This window comes from Mycobacterium sp. URHB0021 (genome assembly GCF_054057895.1).
Window position 1 is genome coordinate 338476 of sequence record NZ_JBSRZT010000002.1, and the last position, 20895, is coordinate 359370.

The window sequence follows — 20895 nt, forward strand, 5'->3', positions numbered from 1 at the left end:
GCGGCTCCGGCTCGGCCGTGCGGACCTCGCTGCGCTGTCGATCGAGCCGGACACACTGGCCTACTTGTGCGGTCCGATGCGGTTCATGATCTCCATCCGTGACGCCTTGATCGCGCGCGACATCCCCAGCGCCAATATTCACTACGAATGTTCGGACCCGATAGTCACCGGATTGCGTAGCCGCGACCTTTACACTGTCGTCTCGGTTACGAGCGATTCGGACGACAGTCTCATTTGCGGGTCCAATGGACATGACGGGAACATTGAATTCGAGAGTGGGATACCAAGTTTGAGAACCTACACCCCCTGTAGGTTCTCATTTGCCGTGGCCACTCGCGATGCGATGAACTGCGCCGATGCGGGTTGTCTCACGTGATGTCCAGCCCGGTTTGTCTCACCTCGATGTCCATTTTCAAACGGGCCGTTCCGACTGCAATCGAGCGATGATTCCCCCACGAACCGGGGTCCAGGCGGATCGACGCACCGGAGGGGACGCGCTGGCCCGTTGATCGCGGCGGTGTGCTCCGAGGTCGCATCCACCCTTACGTAGCGGCGCGAGGAAACACAGGGTGGCATCCCATACCTAGGTACGGGTTTATCGTCGGTATATGGCGATGGACGGGCTTACGGGCTGGGTGCCCAAGTCATGCTCGCTGCCGACTGTTGAGCAGCCGCTACGGGTTGCCGAGTTCGACCGGTTGTTTCGCGAGTCGGTGCTGCGCAGTGTCCGCCTGGACGCGACGCGGTTGGAGTTGGTGTTGGCCGCCGATGCAGTGACGAGCGCACGGAGCTTGGCTGAGCGAGAGGTCAGTTGCTGTTCGTTCTTTCGCTTCGACTTCGATGTCCGAGGACCAGATGTCGTCATGCGCATCGCCGTACCCCCCTCGCGGACAGAAGTTTTGGATGCCCTCACGGTCCGCGTGGGCGCCCTCGTAGGCAATGAGGGCGGCCGGAGATGAGCGAGACTGGTCTTCGCAGCGGCCAGGTCGCCACGGCCGCCGGCGTGAACATCGAGACGCTGCGCTACTACGAGCGGCGTGGCCTGCTCCGTGAGCCGCACAGGTCGCTGGGTGGGCACCGGCTATATCCGCCCGAGACGGTGACGTTGATGCGGGTCATCAAGGCTGCGCAGCGTCTCGGCTTCACCTTGGAAGAGGTAGCAGACCTGTTGGCTGCCACCGGTTTAGGTGGTCGCTCGGATGCTGGATTGCGGGCAAGAGCGATCGCGAAGCTGGCCGAGGTGGATAAGAGGCGCCAAGCGGTGAAATATGCCTGCCGTCAACACCAACCCACCAAGGCACTAAATCAGCGGCGCCTAGACCCCAGCACCTAAACACTGTGTCCTGCCACACCACCGGTACACCCTTTGCCAGCCCGACACGCCCATTCGGTGCGCCCATTTGTAGCGCATCTCCGAGCTGTACGACCGGGAAACAACCTTCCGGTTTATGACTGGGTGCTAGCGGTGTAGCCCAGGTCGGCGATGGCATCGATGATCTGTTGGGGGTCGGTGCGGGTGGTGTCGAGCACCACGGTGGAGCGTGCGGCTTTGAGTTCGGTGTGTGCTTGATTAACCCCGGGCAGGTCTTCGAGGGTGTCGTCGATCAGCATCGAGCAGCTGCCGCAGTGCATACCCTCGACGCGGAAAACGTGTGTGCTGGTGGACATTGCGATTCTCCTTCGGCTAAGCGACGGCGATGGTGCCGGTGTACATGCCCATGACGCAGGCGTAGTGCAGGGTGCCGGGTTTGGGAGTGCCCAGGTCGATGCGGGTGTCACCGGTTTCGGGAAGCATGGTTTGGTTGCCGCCGATCACGAAGCCGCGGATGCATCCCGCAACACCTTGCGAGCGCACGATCAAAGTGGTGGGGATGCCGGCGCGGATCTGCGACATGCGTGGGTTGTATCCGTGTTCGGTGGCGGTGACGACGACTTCCTGGTGGCCGTTGGACAGGGTGGTCGCCGACGGGTCCGCGGCGGCGGTGCCCCCGGAGAACGCTTCGGCGATCCTGCTGGCCGCCAGGGGGGAGCCGGCGAGCTCCAGGCCACCGTTGAGGGTGAACAGGCCCATGGCGACGACGGCGATTCCGGTGGCGGCGACGAGTCTGCCCCGCCATAGGGTGGCGGCCTTGCGGGCGGCGTAGCCCAGGACCGCGAACAGCGGGCTGGTGCCCACGATGAAGACCGCCATGATCGCCGCGCCTTGCCACGGCGAGCCGGACGCCAGCGCAAGTGCTTCCACCGACAGGGTGACCCCGCATGGCAGCAACACGGTGGCCACCCCGAGTGCGGCGGGTGCTAGCGCAGCCTGGGACCGTGCACGCTTGCGCACGACACGCATCCACGAGGCCGGTGGTTGCACCACGATCCTCCGGAAACCGGGAACACCGAGCTGAGCCAGGCCGAAGGTGATCACCAGCACACCGGCCCCGATCTGCAACCAGGTCCGCGCCGAAAGCGAGAGCTGCACGACCCCGCCGAGCGCGCCGAGTAATGCGCCCAGCAGTGTGTAGGCGGCCAGTTTCCCGGCCAGAAAGCCGCCCACCGGCGCCAGATCGTCACCCAACCGCTTACGCCACGACCGGGATTCACCGCTTTCACCCGCATCGGTCGTTTCCGCGCCGGCGTGCTGACGGGTAATGAGTCCGGTGAGGAGTCCGCCCTGGACGGCGGCGCACGAAATGCCGCCGGCGAACAGCCCGGTGAACAGCACCGCGACAAGATTCACGACTGGTCCTTCCTTCACTGATCTCGGTCGCGGCGCGACCGACAACCTACTACCTACGTACGGGGACAGTAGTGCATCGGTTGTGACGATACGGATTGGTCAGGGCCGCTGCAAGTTTCGCAACCGGGCGTCGATCCCCGCGCGGCTTCGGTGCTCGGGTGACGTACAACCCAACCCGGCCGTCGTACTCGTCGCTGACCTGCCCGGGGCGGGGATCGGAGTGGAAGTCATCCGCTACGAGCTCTAACACTCCAGTACGGTGGAAGGTCAAGGGAGGTGTGATGAAGATCGGTGAACTCGCCCGCCGCACGGGCACGACGACGAAGACGATCCGCTTCTACGAGCAGGCCGGAGTGCTGCGGGCCCCGGCCCGCACCGACGGCGGTTACCGCGAATACGGACCCGAAGTGGTGGATCGCTTGGATTTTGTCCGACGCGCCCAGTCGGCCGGCCTGTCGTTGCGCGAGATTCGTCAGGTACTGGCCATCTCCGATCGCGGTGATGTCCCGTGTGAGCACGTGGTGAGCGTTCTGCAATCTCGGCTGGACCAAGTGCGCGCCACGCTGGCGGAGCTCGCCGGCGTGGAAACGCACCTCGTGTCGCTGTTGGATCGTGCCCGCACCGCCGAAGCGATCGAAGAGGCCGGTGTGTGTTGGATCCTCGAGAGCGAGCACGCCATCCCGGCCAGCACGGAGCGAGCTGTGCAGGCTGCGGCATGTTCACGACAAATTCATTGCCGCCGAGCAGATCGGATCAGCGGCACCCTCACCGATCATCTACTATGTAGGTACGTAGGTGGCTGGTTGCAGTCAGCCAGATGAGAGGATGCCATGGCGCAAGCAGTGCGCGTGCGCGCGTCCGATGCCGACCGCGAGCGGGTGATCGCCGAACTGCAGCGGCACACGGCCGCGGGGCGGCTGAGCATGGACGAATTCTCTGAACGTGCCGCCGCGGTTTACCGCTCACGCACCGTGGGTGAGCTGACGGGCCTGACCGAAGACCTGCCGCCCGAACCGAATTCGCCTGAAGCCGAGCCACTTCCGCAGACTTTGTGGATCGCGCTGGTGTTGATGGCGGTTGTGGTGGCGTTTCTGGGTCTGGCGGCGATCACCCATGCCGGATCGATGATGGGTCGCCTGGGCTGCGGCTGATGAGGAATTACCGTCACCGTGGATCCATGTCCTACTATGTACGTACGTAGTCCGTAGGCTGTGTTCGTGCATCCGATGCAGCGCTGCCTGGATAGGAGTTTGTGATGGCTTCGGTGTTCTACACGCTTGCCGTGCTGGCCTGCCCGGTCGGCATGGGGCTGATGATGTTCATGATGAGGGGCCAGAACGAGGGCTCCGCCGAGCAGTCCAGCGGCGCTGCCAATAGCAGCGAATTGCAAGCCTTGCGGGCCGAAATCGAAGCGCTCAAGGCCCGCGGCGCAGCTTGGGCTCCGCAAAACCCCCTGCCGTGAATGCCTGGCTGAGCCCTGGCGGCGGCAGATCACGTCAGCTACCTGTTCTGCGTACGCCTCATGTTAAGCCGACGTGTCCGGCAACCCGACTCGAGTGCCGACGAACAGACGATCGTGAAGCTGCGAGTGTTGCTGATCCAGGGGTCGTTTCGGCAACCTCCGCTGCGCTGGGCGCTCCTCTCCTAAGCCGGTCAACCAGCGGATTCATGGGCCGTGCATGGAATTATTGTGTTGCCGATTTTGATGTTGGAGGGCCGGTCACGTGCACCATGGGCGGTTGGAAGGTAACAACCCCAACCGGCTACTCGGGGCGGTGCCCCGACGCCGCCAAGGTCCACGGTGTGGCATAGACGCAAAAGTCCCCGAGAGGATCTGCGGCGTCGACCGGGTGCGCTTTGGGTTGGCCTAGCGGCGGCGACGGTGGTGGTGACCGCGTGCGCCACCGCAGCGCCGAACCCGTCGAAGCCAGCCGCGCCGGGTGCTGCTGCATCGCGAACGTCGCTGGGTAATTTGCCGACTCACGAAGGGGTTATGCGCGTGATGACGGCGAGGGTGGCGTCGACGGGATCACCAGGGCAGGGCTGTCCGCCCCGGATCCCCGAGACGTGACCGCGCTGGATTGCGTCGATGTCGGGTGCGATCAGTCGGTGGTCACTGACACCGTGTCGGTGAAGTCGTTTGCAACGACCGGCCAGGCCGAGCTGTATGCGAGGCCCCGAGGCCTGCGTCAGGCAGCCACCATTGTGGTGGCCTTCAGCTCGGGGATCTCGGACGGCGAACAGCTCAGATACTGGACAGGAATTCAAAAACTTGTCGGCTGACCATCAAATGACATCACCGAACCGGCGCTGGCAACCCCCTTTTCGTTCCGTAACGACGGGATCCGCCAGCGTGCCGTAGCCATCCGCTGTTCCCTGTAGAGCGGGCCGCGGCGCTGGTTCGGGTCAGTCGTCCTCGGGGTACACGAGTCGCCTGGTGACGAGGTGGCTGGGGTCGGTGAGCGTTTCGTCGGTGATTCGACCCGCTTTGTCCAGTGTGAGTAGGACGTTGATCGAGGCGGCTGGGTAGCCGAGGGCCAGGCGGACCGACCCGCTGCCGCTGAGGATGCGCACCGCTTGTGGCGCGGTGCCGGCCGCGTAGGGCTCTTGTGCGACGAAAAACTGCGCTGCCAAGTGAAGTGGGTGGGGTTCGCCGGTGCCGGTCGTGGAATCGCTGCTCACCGATTCGTAGACGGTGATGTCGCCCGCGGTGCGGGTAGCGGCCACCGCGCGGGCAAGTTCATCGGATCCGTTCCGCGGCGGCCACGGCACCAGCATGCTGATCGAGCCACCTTTGGCGTCGTCGGCGCCCGCGGCCAGGCTGAGCACATTGTCGCCGGCACTCCAGGCGGTGTTGGCCACGAAGCAGCCCTGTCCGCAGCCGCGAAACACCAGTGCCGCATCACCGCTCGGCCCGCCGAGACGCCCGTACACGGTGTAGTGCCGGTCGGGCTGAGCGGCGTAGTAGTCGCCGAGGCGTGGTGCGGCCAGGCGCACCACCAGCTGCCCATCGCTGGCGGCGACGGCGACCCCGATCTGGCCGGCGAGCCCTCCCAGCGGCACGATCAGTCCCCGCGGTGGTGGCGCAGCGGGTTGCACCGCGGCGCTCACCGGCGCGGTGGACACCAGGGTCGCGCTGAGGACCAATACCGCCACTAGGGTGACACTTTCGATACGAATCACCCTTGTGAGCAACGGGACTCGGGTTTCATTGCGCTGAATGCGTCGTGCGGTCAGGGCCAGCGCCGCCGCGGTCGCCACGAGCGCGACTTTGATCAGCAGCACCCGACCGTAGCTTGTCGAAACGACCTGCGACAGCGGCACCAACAGTAGCGCCGACGCCACGCCGGTGCCGATAACGATCACGAATGTCCACACCGCCAAACGCATGTATCCGCGCAGCATCCAGCGCACCGCGGCGGGTTCTCGCCGCCAGGCCACCACTGCCAGCGTGGTCTGCACTAACGCGCCCACCCAGATCGCCGCCGCGGCCAGGTGAACACCGGTCAGCAGCGCCCCCCACCCCGGTGCGGCCGTCTGGGCATGCGATCTCCACCCCTCAGCGCCGACGGCCACCAGCAGCGCCAACAGCGCCCATCTGCGCCGTCGCACACTCACGAGCGCCAACGCCACGGTCACGGCGATGATCTCGGCGAGCACCACCGGCCCAGAACCCTCGCCCCACAGGACATTCAGCCGTCCAGCGTCGGCGACGAGTTGGACACCCAGCCCGGCGCCCCCGAGCAACGCCACCACCAGCGATCCCGTGATCGGGGACCCCGGCGTCGGCAGCCGCGGATTTTCGACGCGGGCCGAGGAGATGAATCGTTGGGCGATCAGGCCGCCGAATGCGATCGCCAACCCGGTCAGTAGCAGCCAGCGTAAGCCCGCGGACAACCAGGCGATCGGCGGCTGGGCGGCTCGGTTGGCGGTGGGCGCCAGCGCATAGCCCACCCCGAATCGGAACTCTTCTTCCACCAGGTCACCGTCGGTGCCGGTGGCGCGCCAGCGGACCGTGTAGCTGCCCCGCGGCAGGCCCGCCGCCAGCCGCGCGGTCACCACCTGACCCTGTCGCGCCGTCGTCGCAGAGCCGATGGGCACCGCCCGGCCGTCCTTATCGAGCACCACGATGGCGTCCGCACCGATACTGACCGTTTCGTTGAACATCAGCGTAATGACTTGCGGGGCATCGGATGTCGCGGTATCGGCGGCAGGCTCGGTGAACAGCAGTGTCGGGTGCGCCGCCGCCGAACCGGCCCCGCCCAGCGCCAGCGCTGCCAACGTGATCAGCACACCGAGGACCCCTGCGGCGCGCCGCAGGCCGTAAGTCATTTGGGCGCGGCGCGCCGATCCAGCAGGCGCCGAAGCTTGCGCTCGGAAAGCCGCCCGTAGGAGAACGGGCGCCCATCGACCAGGACGCCGGGGGCGAACATCACGCCGGCCTGCTCGGCCAGACGTCGACCCGGTTCGGTGCCCAGGCCGATTTCGGTCACTGACAGCGGATACTCGTCGCCCAGGCGGGCCAGGATATTCTTGGCGACCTCGCACATCCCGCAGGCGGGCTGGGTGAGCAGGATGATCGGCACTGTTGCGGTCACTGGAGGCGCTCGGCGGTCAAGTCGGCCAGCATCTTGTCTGTGGGCAGAAACATCGTGTACTTGGGGGCGCCGCCGTAGTCGGCGCGCCAGCGGATCCGCCCGTCGGGGCCGACTAGCACGAAGCTGTGCCCGTCACGCATGGTGCCCATCATCCCGTACTGGTTGGCCTCATAGGCCCGGGAAACCGCTAGATCCGGATCGGAGAGCACCGGGGTGGCGAGCTTCTCATCGGCGGCCTTCTGCCCGATCAGGGGAGCCGGGTCGGTGGTGATGGACACGACTGCGTCCACGCCGGCGGCGTGCAACGCGGGCTGTTTCTGTTCGAGGTCGCGGATCTGGTCCCAGCACGGCTGACACGACAAACCCTCCTGGAAATACAGCAACACCGAGCGGCCGCGGTAATCCGCCAGACTCACCGGTGTCCCCTTTCCGGAGGTGAGGGTGAATGCCGGTGCGGGGCTACCGGCGCCGGGCTTTCCGGCCACGTGGGCATAGCCGTTACCGGCACTGGATTGTGTTGGTCCTGGACTGCTGACGAACACCAGATACAACACCACCACCGCGACGATGCCGATCACCGCGGTCATGGCAACACTGATCCACGGACCCCGGCGCTGCGGTGACGCCGACGCCGCAGCAGCAACCGCCGCCGTACCGCGGTGGCGCCGCGTGGCTGTTGTCTGCCGGATGGTCTTTGATCGGGCGTTGGTCATCGCCGTTCCTCCTGGTTGCTAGCCATGTCGTCGAGGTCGAAGTGGTGGTGTGCCGGTGCTGGGCTGGGTCGCCGCCGGATCGCGCGGCCGATCAGGGCAGCGGAACCTGCCGCCAGGATCGTGAGGAGCGCCCATCCGGGTAGCCAGGAAACGGCGTGCAGGGTGGTGGCGCTGAGGTGTTGCAGCCAGCCCGACAGCTCGGTCTGCCAACCGCTGCTGGGCATCCCGGGACCTGTCACCGCCAGCGCGATGGACAAGGCGCCCATCGCGATCATCAGCACACCGCTGATCGCGGTACCCACGGCCAAACTGCGCCGGTAATGGCCCCACCTCATGACGACCGTCTTATCGGTAACCGCGCGCGCGGTGTTCTCCCGCCGGACGTCCCAGATCAGCGCGACCAATGCCAGCGGGCTGACCATCCCGGCGACGTAGGCCACGCCGACCGCCAAGGCGACGGGGAACGACGCAGCCGCCCCGGACAACACGGCCACGCCGGCCAGCACCGGTGCACAGCACGCCGATGCCGCGCCGGAGAACATCCCCAACAGGTAGGCCGAGTGATAGCTGCCCGCGCGGGCTGCCTGCGCGCCGGGCATCGGCATATTCGGGCTCCATCCGGTCAGCACCGCGACACCGGTGAGGATCATGGCGGCACCGCCGAGGGAGAACACCCACACGTGGCCGCCGAACAGCAGCCGGCTCAGCGCCGTGGCACCCAGCCCGATCGGCAGGATCAAGGTCGCCACGCCGGCCCCGAAGACCAGGGTGGCCGCCACCACACCGCCGCGGTGTCGAAAGCCCGTCGCCAGATAGGCGGGCAACATCACCGATACACAGCAGGGCGCCAGTAGCGCCACCACACCGCCGAGAAACGAAGCCAGCAGCGTGGTCCCGACTAGCAGTTCACCCATGGACGGTCCCTCATTCTTGCTCCCCGCACGTCACCGATAAGATACGGTCTACGTACGTAGATAGTACACATCGGAGCCAGTAGGCTGGTGAGCGAGACGAGGAGGACCTGTGGCACGCGGTTTTGGTGATCTTGAGGCGGTGGTGATGGACCGGGTGTGGGCCGCTGACGGTGTCATCACGGTGCGCGATGTGCTCGAGGAGCTGCAGCGCGACCGCGAAATCGCCTACACCACGGTGCAGTCCACGATGGACAACCTGCACCGCAAGGGCTGGCTGACTCGGCACCGCGAGGGCAAGGCCTATCTGTACACCCCGCGGCTGACTCGCGAAGAGTACAGCGCGCAGATGATGCGCGATGCGCTTGATGCGGGTGGGCGTTCAGATCTGGTGTTGGCGCACTTCTTGGAAGCGATCAGCGCCGAGGAGTCAGCGGAGCTGCGCAAGGTGCTGCGGCGCACGGGCTCTCGGAAGAGCGCCCGGTGAGTGTGGCGGTGTGCCTGCTGCTGTATGCGGCGGTGGTGGGGGTCATCGCTCCGCGGGTGTTGCCGCGGCTGACCCGCAACGGCGTGGCTCCAGGTGCGGCGGTCATGGTGTGGTTGATCGTGCTGGCCAGTGTGCTGGTGTCGTGGACTGCTGCTGCGGTCGCGTTGGTCACCTTTGTCGCCCAGACCTGGAATCGGCCCGATCCGCTGGCGCTGGGGGCGTGTGTCGCGGCGCTGCGCTCGGCCGCCAGTGGCCAGAGCGGGTTGGCTTCCCAGGCCGGCCTGATGATCGCCACCGCGGCGGTGTCGGTCTTTGTCGGCGCCCTGGCGATCCGGGTCGGTCGGTCCCTGCTGCGGGCGAGGGCCGGCAGTCGCCGCCACGCCGAATCAGCGCGCATCGTCGGACGCCGGGTCGCCGGTGTTGACGGTGTGGTCATCGATGCGCCGCAGAAGATGGCGTACTGCCTGGGCGGGCGGCCCGGGACGATTGTGATTACCAGCGCCGCGGTAGCCGCCCTGCAGCGGCCGTACTTGGATGCGGTGTTGGCCCATGAGCGGGCCCACCTGGCCGGGCGCCATCACGTAGTGCTGGCGGTGACCCGCGCGCTGGCGGCCAGTCTGCCGCGGATCCGCTTGTTCACAGTTGCGCAGGCCGAGGTGGCGCGTCTGTTGGAGATGCGCGCCGATGACACCGCCGTGCGCCAACACGGCCCCAGCGCGCTGCTTTCGGCGCTGCTGACCCTGGCCGGCGCCGACGCGATCCCGTCGCCGGCGTTGGGTGCCTCGACGGTCGGGCTCGGGGCGCGCGTCAGCCGGCTCGCCGAACCGGGCACCGCCGCGCGGCGCCTGCGGGCGTACTTGCTGTTGGCCGCCGCCGCTGTGGTTGTCGTGGCAGCCCCGCTGCTGGCGGGGTGGGTTGCCGCGTCGGGCACCTTCGCGGCGTGCGGCCCGTTCATGGCCTCCTGAGGCGGGTCGGGCACCGGTTAGATCGGCGGCACCGTGTTGGTGACGAAGTCCTGGCGCAGCCAGTCGACGAATATCGCCCACAGCCCCGTGGTCAGCGCCGCGCCCACCGCGATGAGCAGCACTCCCCCGACGACCTGGATGGCGCGGCTGTGCCGGCGCAGCCAGTCGACGCCGGAGACTGCCGATGCCGATCCGAACGCTAAGGCAATGAACGGCAGACCCAGACCCGTGCAGTAGGCGATGATCAACCCCACCCCGCGTGCCGCGGTGACGCCTTGGGTTCCCGCGGCTACCGACATCACCCCGGCCAGGGTTGGCCCGAGGCACGGAGTCCAGCCCAATCTGAAGGTTGCGCCTAGCAGTGGCGCCCCCGCCAGCCTGGACAGTCGGTGCGGATGCGGGCGGCTGTCGCGTTGCAGCACGGGAATCAACCCGATGAACGCCAGCCCCATCACGATCGTCTCGACGCCGCCGATGCGCTGCAGCAGCTCCTGATTCACCGCGAGTAGTCCGATCACCCCGAAACCGAGGCGCTGGCCGTCACGAACACCACCGTGAACCCGGCTACGAACAACATGGCCGCGCCGGTCACCCGCCACCGGCCCGTCCCCACCCCACCGACACCCGCGCCCGGCACCGCCTGCGCGCCCGACACTCCGGCCAGATACGACAGATGGCCTGGCACCAACGGAATGCAGCAGGGCGGGGCGAACGACACCAGACCTGCGACCGCGGCCGCCGCCAGACCCAGCAGCAATGGCCCGGTGGCCGCCGCGGTATGAAAACTCTGCCCGATCCCGGACGCCGCCGTGCTCACCGCTCGGCCGCCACTCGCTCGACGACCGGCAGCAGATCCTGCACCAGCAGCGCCTGCAGAAACACCGCAGCCACCCGGTGTTGGCGATCCAACACCAACGTCGACGGAATGACGCTGCTCGGATAGTGCTTGCCCAACGCGATCGCGGTACGCATCGCGGGATCCCAGATCGACGGGTAGGACACCTTGAAATCGTTCACGAAATCACGGGCCGCGGCTTTCTGCGGGTCTCGGACGTCGATCCCCAGGAATTGCACTCCCGAATGCCGGGTCGATTCAAACACCTTCTCCAACTTCGGTGCTTCCGCGCGGCACGGCCCGCACCACTGCCCCCAGTAATTGGGCACCACCACCGTGTCCGGATAGTCCTACACCGCAAGGATTTTGCCGTCGGTCATCAGATCGGGGCCGGACACCGCGCCAATGGTCCCCCGCGAGGACGGAGGGTCATAGAAGAGAACCGTCTTGCCGCCCGGTGACACGAAGTCAAAAGTCCCACCCGAGGCCACCGCGCCCGATCCGGTCGCACAGCCCACCACAGCGACGCTGGCCAGCACAACGACGCAGCAAGCCATGATCATCCGCACCGCCGCGGACATCTCCGTCCAACTACGCGCCACCCACCCGCCTTACCTACTATCGCCGCCAGTACTATTGATGATAGTAGATGCCGTTGAGAAGGTTTGAGCGCGTGGGGAATCCACGGATCACCTGCGCGTGAATGCGCAGGGCCGCAGTAGTGTCGCGGACTAAGCCTGCACCCGGCTCATTGAGCCCGCGCCGCGACCAGCGCACCCCGTAGCCGGACACGAACAGTCCTCGATCGGTGAGCTACGAGCCGCCCATCATTCCGCCGCCCATCATGCCGCGCATCATCGCGGGCATGCCGTCGGTGACAAACCCCGTGACTTCCTGCGCGTGCGCGCGGATGGCGTGCGTGAGCTCGGGATCGTCGGCGGTCTCAACCGCCACCACGCCCTTGGCGGTGAGCGTGAGCTCACGCCGGTAGTTGGTGGCCCGACCGAAGAGGGTCGGCAGGGTTGCGCTCATACACATGATTTCGGCGCCCTGGTGAGACGGGCATACATCGCCGGTACATGGGCGTGCAGTTGCGCCGCGAGCTCGGGCGCGTCCGACTCGGTGGTGGTGCGCACACCGCCGGGGATCTCCTCGACGGTGCGGCTGATCTCGTTGTGCCGGTTGAACATATTCATATACGTGCTCATCTCAGCGCCACCCATCATCCCCGGCCCGTAGGCGCGGGCGACCCCGCCCGGCACGATGCTCAATCCGAGCTCACCGATGACGCTGTGCAGCAGGTAACCCACGCCGAGCAGACCGCCGGCAGTGCCCAGCGTGGCGAGTGCTGCTCGCCTGGTTAATTTGGCCATATCAACCATTTCCCCCTCGCCATTCTCAATCTCAGCGGTTGCCATCACAAGCGCTTCTCCATCGCCTACGGGTTCAGCTCCATCACCTACGGGTTCAGCTGTGCACTAACCCGAGGCATCGTCGTCGCGCGCCCACCTATCCCTGGTTACCTGTCGCCCAGCTCGATCGGTACGCCGATCAGGGAGCCGTATTCGGTCCAACTTCCGTCGTAGTTCTTGACGTTGTGGTGCCCCAGGAGTTCTGCAGCACGAACCAGGTGTGCGAGGAACGCTCACCGATGCGGCAGTAGGCGATGGTTTCCTTGCTGCCGTCCAGGCCCGCATCGGCGTACAGCTTGGCCAGCTCCTCGTCGGACTTGAAGGTGCCGTCCTCGTCGGCCGCCTTGCTCCACGGCACGCTAATGGCGGTAGGGATGTGACCAGGACGCTGGCTGCCTTCCTGCGGCATGTGCGCCGGGGCGAGAATCTTGCCGGAGAACTCGTCGGGAGAACGCACGTCGACCAGATTCTTCTCACCGATAGCGGCGACGCCTTCATCGCGGAAGGCGCGGATGCTGTTGTCGGACTGCTTGGCGGTGTAGCTGGTGGCCGGGCGGTTCACCGGCTCGCTGGACAGCGCACGGCCCTCGAGCTCCCACTTCTTGCGGCCACCGTCGAGCAGCTTTACCTTGTCGTGGCCATAGAGCTTGAAGTACCAGTACGCGTACGCGGCGAACCAGTTGTTGTTGCCGCCGTAGAGGATCACCGTGTCGTCATTGCCGATTCCGCGTTCGCTCAGCAGCTTCGAAAAATGCTGCGCGTCGACGACGTCGCGGCGCACCGGGTCCCGCAGATCGGTTCTCCAATCGAGTTTGACGGCGCCCTCGATGTGCCCATCACCATAGGCCGAGGTGTCCTCGTCGACCTCTACGAACACGGTGTTCGGCGCGTGCAGATTGCTCACGGCCCAGTCGGCAGTGACCAGAACATCGCTGCAGGTCATTCGGTGACTCCTTTTGATTGATGAAAGCGAGGCGATGCGGGCGATGACACTTCGTGAAGCACTAGCCGCACTGCCACCTACTGACTTTGATAGTAGATGTTTCTACTGATGCGTCCAGTAGATACTCGTCACGGGCCGGGGTGTTGTGCTCCTTGCGGCGGTACGCTGGCAGTCGTCTACCGTGTACGTACGTAGATAGTAGGTAAGTGTCGGCTGTTCGCCGAGACCGCACGTGTACGCCGTCTGGCGGGGGCTTTGTGCCCCTCGAGGTGTGCACCGTTCGACGAGGACCAGCTCAGTATGCGCACAGTGGGTAAAGCCGTCATCGCCGCGATGGTGATAGCGATGGTCGGCCTGGGCTACCCCGGGATGGCATCAGCCGCCGACACATGTCCGCACGGCTTCGGCTCGCGTCAGCAGCTCGCGGATGGGGCCGGGATACAGGAGTGGCAGGTGACGGGCTTGAAGAAGAGCACCGATCCGGCGCCGGGGTATCGGCTGGCCGGTCAGCTTTGGGAAGCGACGGCGTCGGTGACAGCGGTCTCCGGGACGGTGCTACCCATCATCCCCAACTTCCACGCACCCACCGCCGACGGCGGCAGGTATCCGGCGCTGTGGGAGCTGGCCAGCCCAGCGGGCTTGTCACAAGGGCGCCAGACCGGCCGATTGGTGTGCGGGACGCGCACCGGTCGCACCGGTGTATGACGCAGGCGCGGCGCGTCGCAGTCGGTCACCACTGCCGTTTCGGGCTCCCGACAGTTCACGCTGAAGCGGCGGTGCGTCGAGAACGGTGCTGTGGCGGCGGTGATAGCCGGCGGAGATCCCATGCCGGCTCTCACGCGGCGTCGGCTTTCCTTGGTGACGCGCCCGCCCCAGCCGATGCATCACTCAGGTGGTTTTGTTCTCGCCCACCCGCTGTCGTGAGGTCCTGCCGGTCCGTGGGGTTGAAGACGGTTCAGTGAGGTGCGTTGTCAATCATCGGACAGATCCCCGGCCGCTCAATGGCGGTGTGCGCGTCGCGGTGGCCGCCGCGACGGGCGGTCAGCAGCGTCGCGCGCAGCTCCCAGCATTTCGCTACCCGTAACAGTTCTCACACCGAGGGCCATCGGACGGTGATCACGACCGAGTCAGTCAGAGCCCGCCAGGTGTGATCGACACCCGGCCCCATACCGCGTAGTCGCCCCGCTTCGTCAGCTCAACAGCACCGCGCGAGAAGGTGATTCGGAAGTGCCCTTCTATCAGCAGCAGCAGGGTCGTTCGTGTTTCATGGGTAACCCAGCACCCGCGTTCGTCGCCGACGCCCTGTTGGGCCCACTTGACCTCGACCGCGTCTCTGTGACGGACGTCGTGTTCGTCCGGGAAGAAATGGCCGAGAAACCAACCACGGCTGCAACCTCCGTCGACGGCAGCGTTGCCGACTCGCCAGTCGCCCTCACGTCATCCCAGCCTTTCATACCCGCACCCCCGCCACCAAAATCACCACTGTGGGTTGCAAATGAAGGTTATTGCGACTCGCCCCTGCCCTGGAACAGTTGTCGTCGAAGTGATTACGTGACTCCCAGTGTCACCCCTCGGTGGGTGGCGGAGTCTGCCGATCCAACACATCGTGGGCCTTCAACACCGGCAGTTCCTTACGCAATGGGCGATCTCACGTTTCCGTACGCCGCGATCGCCCAGCTGTCCGGCGGCGCTTTTGTGCATCGTGCAGCCGCTGTGGCCACGCATCATTGGGCGTACGCAGAACACGTAGGTGAGCCCGATCGCCGCGGCCGCCACCAGGGCCGCCACCCAGGTACTCATGGCCGCCGGTCGTGTAGCGCCCGCGCGGCGCCCCCGGCGTTGAGCGCTTCGATCTCGGCCCGCAGCGCATCAACCTCCCTTTGATCCGCGGAATGACCGCCCTGGCCGGTCGACTCGTTGCCGTTGTTGCCGCGCATCATCATCCACATCATCAGGCCCATCCCGACCGGGCACGCTAGTAAGGCGAGCGTGTAAAAAGCCGTTTCCATCGTGCACTCCCAACTGCGCAGCACATAGAGCCTGTTGTCGCTACGTTCTACGTACGTACTTAGTAGATTTACGCCGGCCGGCGTACAGCCTCGTCCCGGCCACGAGTTCGCTGCGGCGCCGGGCGTCGGGAGCGTTGATCTGTTGTGGATCCATCCGGCCCCGACCTCCTCGACCGGGGTCGCGCCGGCCGAAGCAATTTGTCAGGGGTCGTGTCCGTGGGTGACTGTGGTGGCACTCCGATCCGCAGTGCCTGCCAGACATCGTCGAGGCGATCCGACTGGCCGCCGGCGGTTTCGTGGTGCGACGGGAGCCCGCCCGTGAGGACGGAGTAACCCGCCACGACCACGCGATCCGAATGGCAGTCACAAGCCGGCCGTGCCGCACAGTGGCCGCCTTACCCGCGGGGTCGCCCAGGGCGCGAAAAGGGGCTGACACCCATGCCGAGCTTGGCCGTGATCACCGCTGCCCTGCAGCGGCGACCCGGACGCCGGCGCGAACGCCTCCACCGACAGCTTGACCCGCACCCGTAGCAGAAACTGTTGCCGCGCGGCGGGTCACCGGTGCCGGCGCATGCGATCGTGCGCGGGTTTTCCAACAGGCCGATCCATGCCGGTGGTTCGACCACGACACCGGGTGTACCGAGCGGAGCCAAACTTCAAAGGTGATTTCGGGGCGAGGCTTGATCGCGCCCGACCGGCGATCGGCTGTCGGCGTAAGGACCGGTTGCCCGTCGGAAGTGTGGTGTGTCAGTTACGGTGCCTGCAAGTCTCGCAGTTGCGCGTCGATTTCGGCGCGCAGTTGCTGTAGGTGATTGATCTGCTGGCCGCGATGGCCGCCATCCTGAGGCAAGTCATGGTGTGCACCCGGACCCGGCTGCGGGGATTGCCCGTTTCCGTTGTGGACCGCCTTGTCGCGCTGATCGGTCAGCGTGTTGACCAGCGACTCGAGTTGGGCCGCGATGGCTGCCAGCTGTGCCAGCTGGGGGTCCGCTGCTGGGGGGGCCGGTGTGGACTCGACGCTCGAGGATGGCTGCGCTGCAGGCGTTTCCGCTGCGTCCGCCGGTGGTTGGGTAGTCGGCGGGTGAGCGCTGCGGAAGCGCCGCAGCCGCAGGCTGTTGGATACGACGAACACGCTTGATAGTGCCATCGTCGCGCCGCCGATGAGCGGGTTGAGCAGGCCGAGCGCGGCCAGCGGGATGGCGGCGAGGTTGTAGGCGAACGCCCAGAACAGGTTGCCCTTGATGGTGCGCAGGGTGCGCCGGGCCAGGCGGATGGCGTCGACGGCGCCGCGCAGGTCGCCGCGCACCAGGGTTAGGTCGCTGGCCTCGATGGCGGCGTCGGTGCCGGTCCCTATGGCCAACCCGAGATCGGACTGGGCCAGGGCGGCGGCGTCATTGACGCCGTCACCGACCATCGCCACCACTCGGCCTTCACGCTGCAGACGCGCAACGGCGTCGACCTTGTCCTTCGGCATAACCTCGGCGATCACCTCGTCGATGCCGACCTCGTCGGCGACGGCACGCGCCGCCAACGCGTTGTCGCCGGTGAGCAGCACCGGGCGCAGGCCAAGCTTGCGTAGCCCGGCGACGGCGTCGCGGGAGGTGGGTTTGATCGTGTCCGCCACCACCAATACTGCCCGGGCCGCGCCGTCCCACGCGATGACGACCGCGGTCCGGCCCTGAGATTCGGCGTGCACCTTGGCATTAGCCAAGTCGGAAGGAAGCCTGATGCCGTGTTGGTCGAGCAGGCCGGCTCGCCCGATGAGCACCTCGCGCCCGTCGATGCGGCCGCGTACGCCGAGCCCTTCGAGGTTGGCGAAGTCCTGCACGGCGGGTAGATCCCCGATGCGCTGGCGGGCGGCCTGACTGATGGCCGCGGCGATGGGGTGTTCGGAGGCGTCTTCCAGGGCCCCGGCGATGCTCAGCGCCTCGGTCTCTGAGACGCCGCCAGTGCTGTGCACGGCAGTCAAGCTCATCTTGCCGGTGGTGACGGTGCCGGTCTTGTCCAGCACAATGGTGTCCACCCGGCGGGTGGATTCCAGCACCTCTGGACCCTTGATCAGGATGCCCAGCTGGGCGCCGCGGCCGGTGCCGACCAGCAGCGCGGTCGGCGTGGCCAACCCCAGCCCGCAGGGGCAGGCGATGATCAACACCGCCACCGCGGTACTGAACGCGCTGGCCGCGCCGACGCCGAGACCGAGCCACACGCCAAGGGTGAGCACCGCCAGGGCGATCACGATCGGCACGAACACCGCCGAAACGCGGTCGGCGAGGCGCTGGATCTCGGCCTTGCCGTTCTGGGCGTCTTCGACCATCCGCGCCATCTGCGCCAGCTGGGTGTCGGCGCCCACCCGGATCGCCCGCACCACGAGCCGGCCGCCGGCGTTGACGGTCGCACCGACCACCGGATCGCCGAGGCCCACCTCGACCGGCACAGATTCCCCGGTGAGCATGCTGGCGTCGACCGCCGAGGCGCCGTCCTCGACGACACCATCGGTAGCGATCTTCTCGCCGGGCCGCACCACGAACCGATCACCGACACTGAGCTGGTTGACCGGGATACGCAGCTCGTTGTCACCGCGCAAAACAGCGACCTCTTTGGCGCCCATCTGCAGCAACGCCCGCAACGCCGATCCAGCGCGGCGTTTCGCGCGGGCCTCGAAGAACCGGCCCGTCAGAATCGCCGCGGTCAACCCGCTGGCGACTTCGAGGTAGATGTTCTGCGCCGCCATACCCCGCTGCACGCTCAGGCTGAACCCGTGGTGCAGTCCGTCGTGACCGGCGGCGCCGAGAAACAACGCATACACCGACCAGGAGAACGCGGCGAGCACACCGAGCGAGATGAGGGTGTCCATCGTGGCGGCGCCGTGGCGCAGGTTGGCCAGCGCGGCACGGTGAAACGGCCACGCCCCCCACACCGCGACCGGAGCCGCCAGCGTCAGCGCCAGCCATTGCCAGTAGGTGAACTGCAGCGGCGGGATCATCGACATCGCGATCACCGGCACCCCGAGCAGCAGCGACACCCGCATCCGCTGCCGCAGCGAACGAGTGTGCTCGTCGTACCCGTCATCGGCCGATTCCGATGCCGAATCATCCGCCGCTGCAGCAGATTTCGGTGGCGCAGCGGTGTAGCCGGTGTCCTGCACGACTTGGATCAAATCCGTTGTCGTCAGCGTCGCCGGAAATTCGACCTGAGCCTTCTCGGTGGCGTAGTTGACCGCCGCGGTGACCCCGTCGAGCTTGTTGAGCTTGCGTTCGATCCGGGCCGCGCACGACGCGCAGGTCATCCCGCCGATCGCCAGCTCAACCCGCTGGGTGTCCGGCGCCTGATCCGCTTCGCCGTCAACCGTTACAGACATCAATGCCCCTTGCTTCCATGCCCCGCTGTCGCAGATCCGCGACTGCCATCCCTTGATTTGTGCCCACCGGCGCCACCGTGCTCGCCCGACCCACCCGTCGTTGCGCTGCTGGTCTGTGGGTTGTTCGGGTGGTGCTGGTCGCGCGGGTTGTTCGGCCGCCCGTGGTCCCCGCCGGACTTAGATCCTGCAGAGCCCGGCGTTGCGCTGGAACCCGTTGATGCGCCTGGACTTCCGGCGTCAGACGTCCCACCAGTCCCCGAACCGGTTGAGCCGGGCGTTGAGCTGGAACCGGGCGACCCACCCGAAGAACTACCGCTACTCGACATCCCACCGGCACCACCGGACATCCCGCCACCCGACATCCCGCCAGCACCACTGGAACGTGCACCGGGCCCCGACATGTCTGAGCCGCCGACGCGGGCCGGATCGGTCATCTCGCGGTCGCCGGCTGGGGCGGCCAACACGCCGGTCTCCGGATGGGCGACGCCGGATGTGCTCGGCGGCGACACGGCCGTCGAGGTGGGCAACGGCGTCAGCCGCGACTGGACTGCGCCGGGAGCATGCGCGCTTCTGCCCACGGGTTGCGCGATCGGAACATCGGTTGCGTGGGCCATGGTCGCCGGAGGCGCCGCCTCCGGTTGGGCGTAGGCCCGCCCGGCGAACCACCCACCGATCAGCAGGAATCCCAGCGCCAGCGCGTATCCCACCGGCCCCAACAATGCTCTCACTCGCCCGCCTCGGCATAGCACGCCCAGTGGCAGCTCACGCTGCTCGACCGAATTGGGGCACCGGGTAGTCGCACGATGTGTCGCCTTCCGCTCGTCGTCAATCGAACCTGACCCCACCTACGCTAGACATTCCAGTACGGTGGAATGTCAAGGAAGTGTGACGAAGTTGGATCACCTGCCCTTGATATTCCGGGCGAGACCAGCCCACGGGCGGGCGTCTAACCGGTGGCGGCATCGAAACTGTGAACAGCTCGATGCGCCGGTGGTCGGTTCGTGCCTGAATGCGCTTGGAGCTGCGATCACGGTCGCGCAAGTGGGTTGAGGGCACGGTGGCTAAGGCGGCCAACTCGATTTGGGGCCTACGCGCCCGTGAGCGGACGTCGGCCAGGCTGTTGCCTGATCAGACCCCAGGGTGGTAGGTGTTGCTCGCCGCACCGCTGCAGTCGCGATGACCGTTGAACGACGTGCGGTCTCGGTTCAGTTCGCCCGCGATGACGTGTCCCTCCGCAGTGGTCAATGTGACTCGCTGGAACCAGCCGTCGCGCACCTCAATTCCGATCGGCGCGCTCGGAGAGACGTCGACCGCCGCGCTCGCCGGCCGAAATGTCAGCGTCGGCTTCGGCGGCCCTGCTGAGTCAGCTTGCCGATGTGTCGGCGACTGCATCTGGTTTGAGGTGGTCGAACCGCCGAAGCACGAAGCCAGTGTTGAGGGCAGCGCCACCCCGATCGCCAGCGCCGTCAGTGCTCGGCGCCGGCTAAGCGAAGGCAAGGCGTGGGATGGGCTCATGTCGCTCCTCGACTTGGGCAACCTTCTGCGGGCTCTGCCCCTGGGCAGCGCGTTTGTTGCCGAATATCAATGCAGGACCGCTAAATGTGCGGCCCCAGTGTCAGCGGTTTATTGGTGCCGACTTGTCGGCGTGTCCCTGGTCGCGTGAACTCGATCTCGGGACCTCGGCCGCCGGCCAGGTACTGGTGTCCCAGGCGGTCATCGGCTGACGGTACTGCGGCGCTTAAACGGCACGGTCATCCTTGCGTGCTTCCACCTCGGCGCGTAGCGCCTCAACCTGACTGCGATCGGCGGGTCCGTAGGCTTGGCGTGTCGGATTGTTCTGGCCGCGCATCATCATCCGCATGATTCAGGCCTATCCCGATCGGGCAGGCCGGCAGCGCCAGCGTGGACAACATTGGTGTCTCCCAACTGCGTAGTG

The 20895-nt window shown here is 66.5% G+C and carries 18 protein-coding genes and 5 pseudogenes; 10 read left to right on the plus strand and 13 right to left on the minus strand.

The features are described from left to right. The first annotated feature begins 608 nt into the window (after positions 1–608). Positions 609–959: a hypothetical protein gene (locus ACVWWN_RS03735; RefSeq protein ID WP_457142686.1), complete on the plus strand. Its 351-nt coding sequence runs from the start codon at positions 609–611 to the stop codon at positions 957–959. Continuing rightward, positions 956–1333: a MerR family transcriptional regulator gene (locus ACVWWN_RS03740; protein WP_457142687.1), complete on the plus strand. Its 378-nt coding sequence runs from the start codon at positions 956–958 to the stop codon at positions 1331–1333. The genes ACVWWN_RS03735 and ACVWWN_RS03740 overlap by 4 nt, the downstream gene beginning before the upstream one ends. A 113-nt stretch (positions 1334–1446) precedes the next feature. Here ACVWWN_RS03740 and ACVWWN_RS03745 read toward each other — a convergent pair whose 3' ends face one another. Beyond that, positions 1447–1668 (minus strand): heavy-metal-associated domain-containing protein, encoded by a 222-nt coding sequence (locus ACVWWN_RS03745; protein WP_457142688.1) that lies wholly within the window; start codon positions 1666–1668, stop codon positions 1447–1449. Positions 1669–1684: 16 nt separating this feature from the next. After that, on the minus strand, positions 1685–2728 hold the full coding sequence (locus tag ACVWWN_RS03750; RefSeq protein WP_457142689.1) for an urease accessory protein UreH domain-containing protein: 1044 nt from the start codon (positions 2726–2728) through the stop codon (positions 1685–1687). Positions 2729–3009: 281 nt separating this feature from the next. Between ACVWWN_RS03750 and ACVWWN_RS03755 the strand changes: the two are divergent. The 4 genes and pseudogenes from ACVWWN_RS03755 to ACVWWN_RS03770 all read left to right on the plus strand — a co-directional run. Beyond that, positions 3010–3423, plus strand: a pseudogene (locus ACVWWN_RS03755) (heavy metal-responsive transcriptional regulator); the annotation flags it as partial. Positions 3424–3558: 135 nt separating this feature from the next. After that, positions 3559–3879 carry a DUF1707 SHOCT-like domain-containing protein gene (locus ACVWWN_RS03760; RefSeq protein WP_457142690.1) on the plus strand — a complete coding sequence of 107 codons (321 nt, stop codon included), beginning with the start codon at positions 3559–3561 and terminating at the stop codon, positions 3877–3879. 104 nt (positions 3880–3983) lie between these two features. Next, positions 3984–4190 carry a hypothetical protein gene (locus tag ACVWWN_RS03765; protein WP_457142691.1) on the plus strand — a complete coding sequence of 69 codons (207 nt, stop codon included), beginning with the start codon at positions 3984–3986 and terminating at the stop codon, positions 4188–4190. 605 nt (positions 4191–4795) lie between these two features. Continuing rightward, positions 4796–5011, plus strand: coding sequence for a hypothetical protein (locus ACVWWN_RS03770; RefSeq protein ID WP_457142692.1), 216 nt, complete (start codon positions 4796–4798; stop codon positions 5009–5011). A 123-nt stretch (positions 5012–5134) separates the two neighbouring features. On the opposite strand, the gene ACVWWN_RS03775 is transcribed toward ACVWWN_RS03770, so the two are convergent. The 4 genes from ACVWWN_RS03775 to ACVWWN_RS03790 are packed head-to-tail and all read right to left on the minus strand — an operon-like array spanning position 5135 to position 8953. Continuing rightward, positions 5135–7060, minus strand: a complete 1926-nt coding sequence (locus ACVWWN_RS03775; protein ID WP_457142693.1) for a copper resistance CopC/CopD family protein — start codon at positions 7058–7060, stop codon at positions 5135–5137. Then, positions 7057–7326, minus strand: a complete 270-nt coding sequence (locus ACVWWN_RS03780) for a glutaredoxin family protein (protein ID WP_457142694.1) — start codon at positions 7324–7326, stop codon at positions 7057–7059. The genes ACVWWN_RS03775 and ACVWWN_RS03780 overlap by 4 nt, the downstream gene beginning before the upstream one ends. Further along, complete coding sequence (locus tag ACVWWN_RS03785; protein ID WP_457142695.1) at positions 7323–8039, minus strand: peroxiredoxin family protein; 717 nt, start codon at positions 8037–8039, stop codon at positions 7323–7325. Before ACVWWN_RS03785 ends, ACVWWN_RS03780 begins: the two co-directional genes overlap by 4 nt. Further along, positions 8036–8953 carry a cytochrome c biogenesis CcdA family protein gene (locus ACVWWN_RS03790; protein WP_457142696.1) on the minus strand — a complete coding sequence of 306 codons (918 nt, stop codon included), beginning with the start codon at positions 8951–8953 and terminating at the stop codon, positions 8036–8038. The genes ACVWWN_RS03785 and ACVWWN_RS03790 overlap by 4 nt, the downstream gene beginning before the upstream one ends. A 109-nt stretch (positions 8954–9062) precedes the next feature. Between ACVWWN_RS03790 and ACVWWN_RS03795 the strand changes: the two genes are divergently transcribed. Then, the gene (locus ACVWWN_RS03795) at positions 9063–9437 is read left to right on the plus strand and encodes a BlaI/MecI/CopY family transcriptional regulator (protein ID WP_457142697.1); all 375 of its coding nucleotides are present in this window, start codon (positions 9063–9065) and stop codon (positions 9435–9437) included. Beyond that, complete coding sequence (locus ACVWWN_RS03800) at positions 9434–10402, plus strand: M56 family metallopeptidase (protein ID WP_457142698.1); 969 nt, start codon at positions 9434–9436, stop codon at positions 10400–10402. Before ACVWWN_RS03795 ends, ACVWWN_RS03800 begins: the two co-directional genes overlap by 4 nt. A gap of 17 nt (positions 10403–10419) precedes the next feature. Here ACVWWN_RS03800 and ACVWWN_RS03805 read toward each other — a convergent pair. The 4 pseudogenes from ACVWWN_RS03805 to ACVWWN_RS03820 all read right to left on the minus strand — a co-directional run bounded on the left by ACVWWN_RS03805 (position 10420) and on the right by ACVWWN_RS03820 (position 13592). Further along, positions 10420–11219, minus strand: a pseudogene (locus ACVWWN_RS03805) (cytochrome c biogenesis CcdA family protein). Continuing rightward, a pseudogene (locus ACVWWN_RS03810) lies at positions 11216–11794 on the minus strand (TlpA family protein disulfide reductase). Before ACVWWN_RS03810 ends, ACVWWN_RS03805 begins: the two co-directional pseudogenes overlap by 4 nt. 256 nt (positions 11795–12050) lie before the next feature. Further along, positions 12051–12610 (minus strand): annotated as a pseudogene (locus ACVWWN_RS03815) (hypothetical protein). A gap of 146 nt (positions 12611–12756) precedes the next feature. Further along, positions 12757–13592, minus strand: a pseudogene (locus ACVWWN_RS03820) (sulfurtransferase). Between the two features lie 309 nt (positions 13593–13901). Between ACVWWN_RS03820 and ACVWWN_RS03825 the strand changes: the two are divergent. After that, a complete protein-coding gene (locus ACVWWN_RS03825) occupies positions 13902–14297 on the plus strand; it encodes a DUF1942 domain-containing protein (protein WP_457142699.1) in 396 nt (131 codons plus the stop codon). 1091 nt (positions 14298–15388) lie between these two features. On the opposite strand, the gene ACVWWN_RS03830 is transcribed toward ACVWWN_RS03825, so the two are convergent. Continuing rightward, positions 15389–15601, minus strand: a complete 213-nt coding sequence (locus ACVWWN_RS03830; protein ID WP_457142700.1) for a hypothetical protein — start codon at positions 15599–15601, stop codon at positions 15389–15391. A gap of 751 nt (positions 15602–16352) precedes the next feature. Further along, positions 16353–18959 (minus strand): heavy metal translocating P-type ATPase, encoded by a 2607-nt coding sequence (locus ACVWWN_RS03835; RefSeq protein WP_457142701.1) that lies wholly within the window; start codon positions 18957–18959, stop codon positions 16353–16355. Between the two features lie 399 nt (positions 18960–19358). Here ACVWWN_RS03835 and ACVWWN_RS03840 point away from each other — a divergent pair, with 399 nt between their 5' ends. After that, positions 19359–19607 carry a hypothetical protein gene (locus tag ACVWWN_RS03840; RefSeq protein ID WP_457142702.1) on the plus strand — a complete coding sequence of 83 codons (249 nt, stop codon included), beginning with the start codon at positions 19359–19361 and terminating at the stop codon, positions 19605–19607. Positions 19608–20087: 480 nt separating this feature from the next. Here the strand turns inward: ACVWWN_RS03840 and ACVWWN_RS03845 are convergent, their stop codons facing one another. Further along, the gene (locus tag ACVWWN_RS03845) at positions 20088–20474 is read right to left on the minus strand and encodes an Ig-like domain-containing protein (RefSeq protein WP_457142703.1); all 387 of its coding nucleotides are present in this window, start codon (positions 20472–20474) and stop codon (positions 20088–20090) included. Positions 20475–20895: the final 421 nt, after the last annotated feature.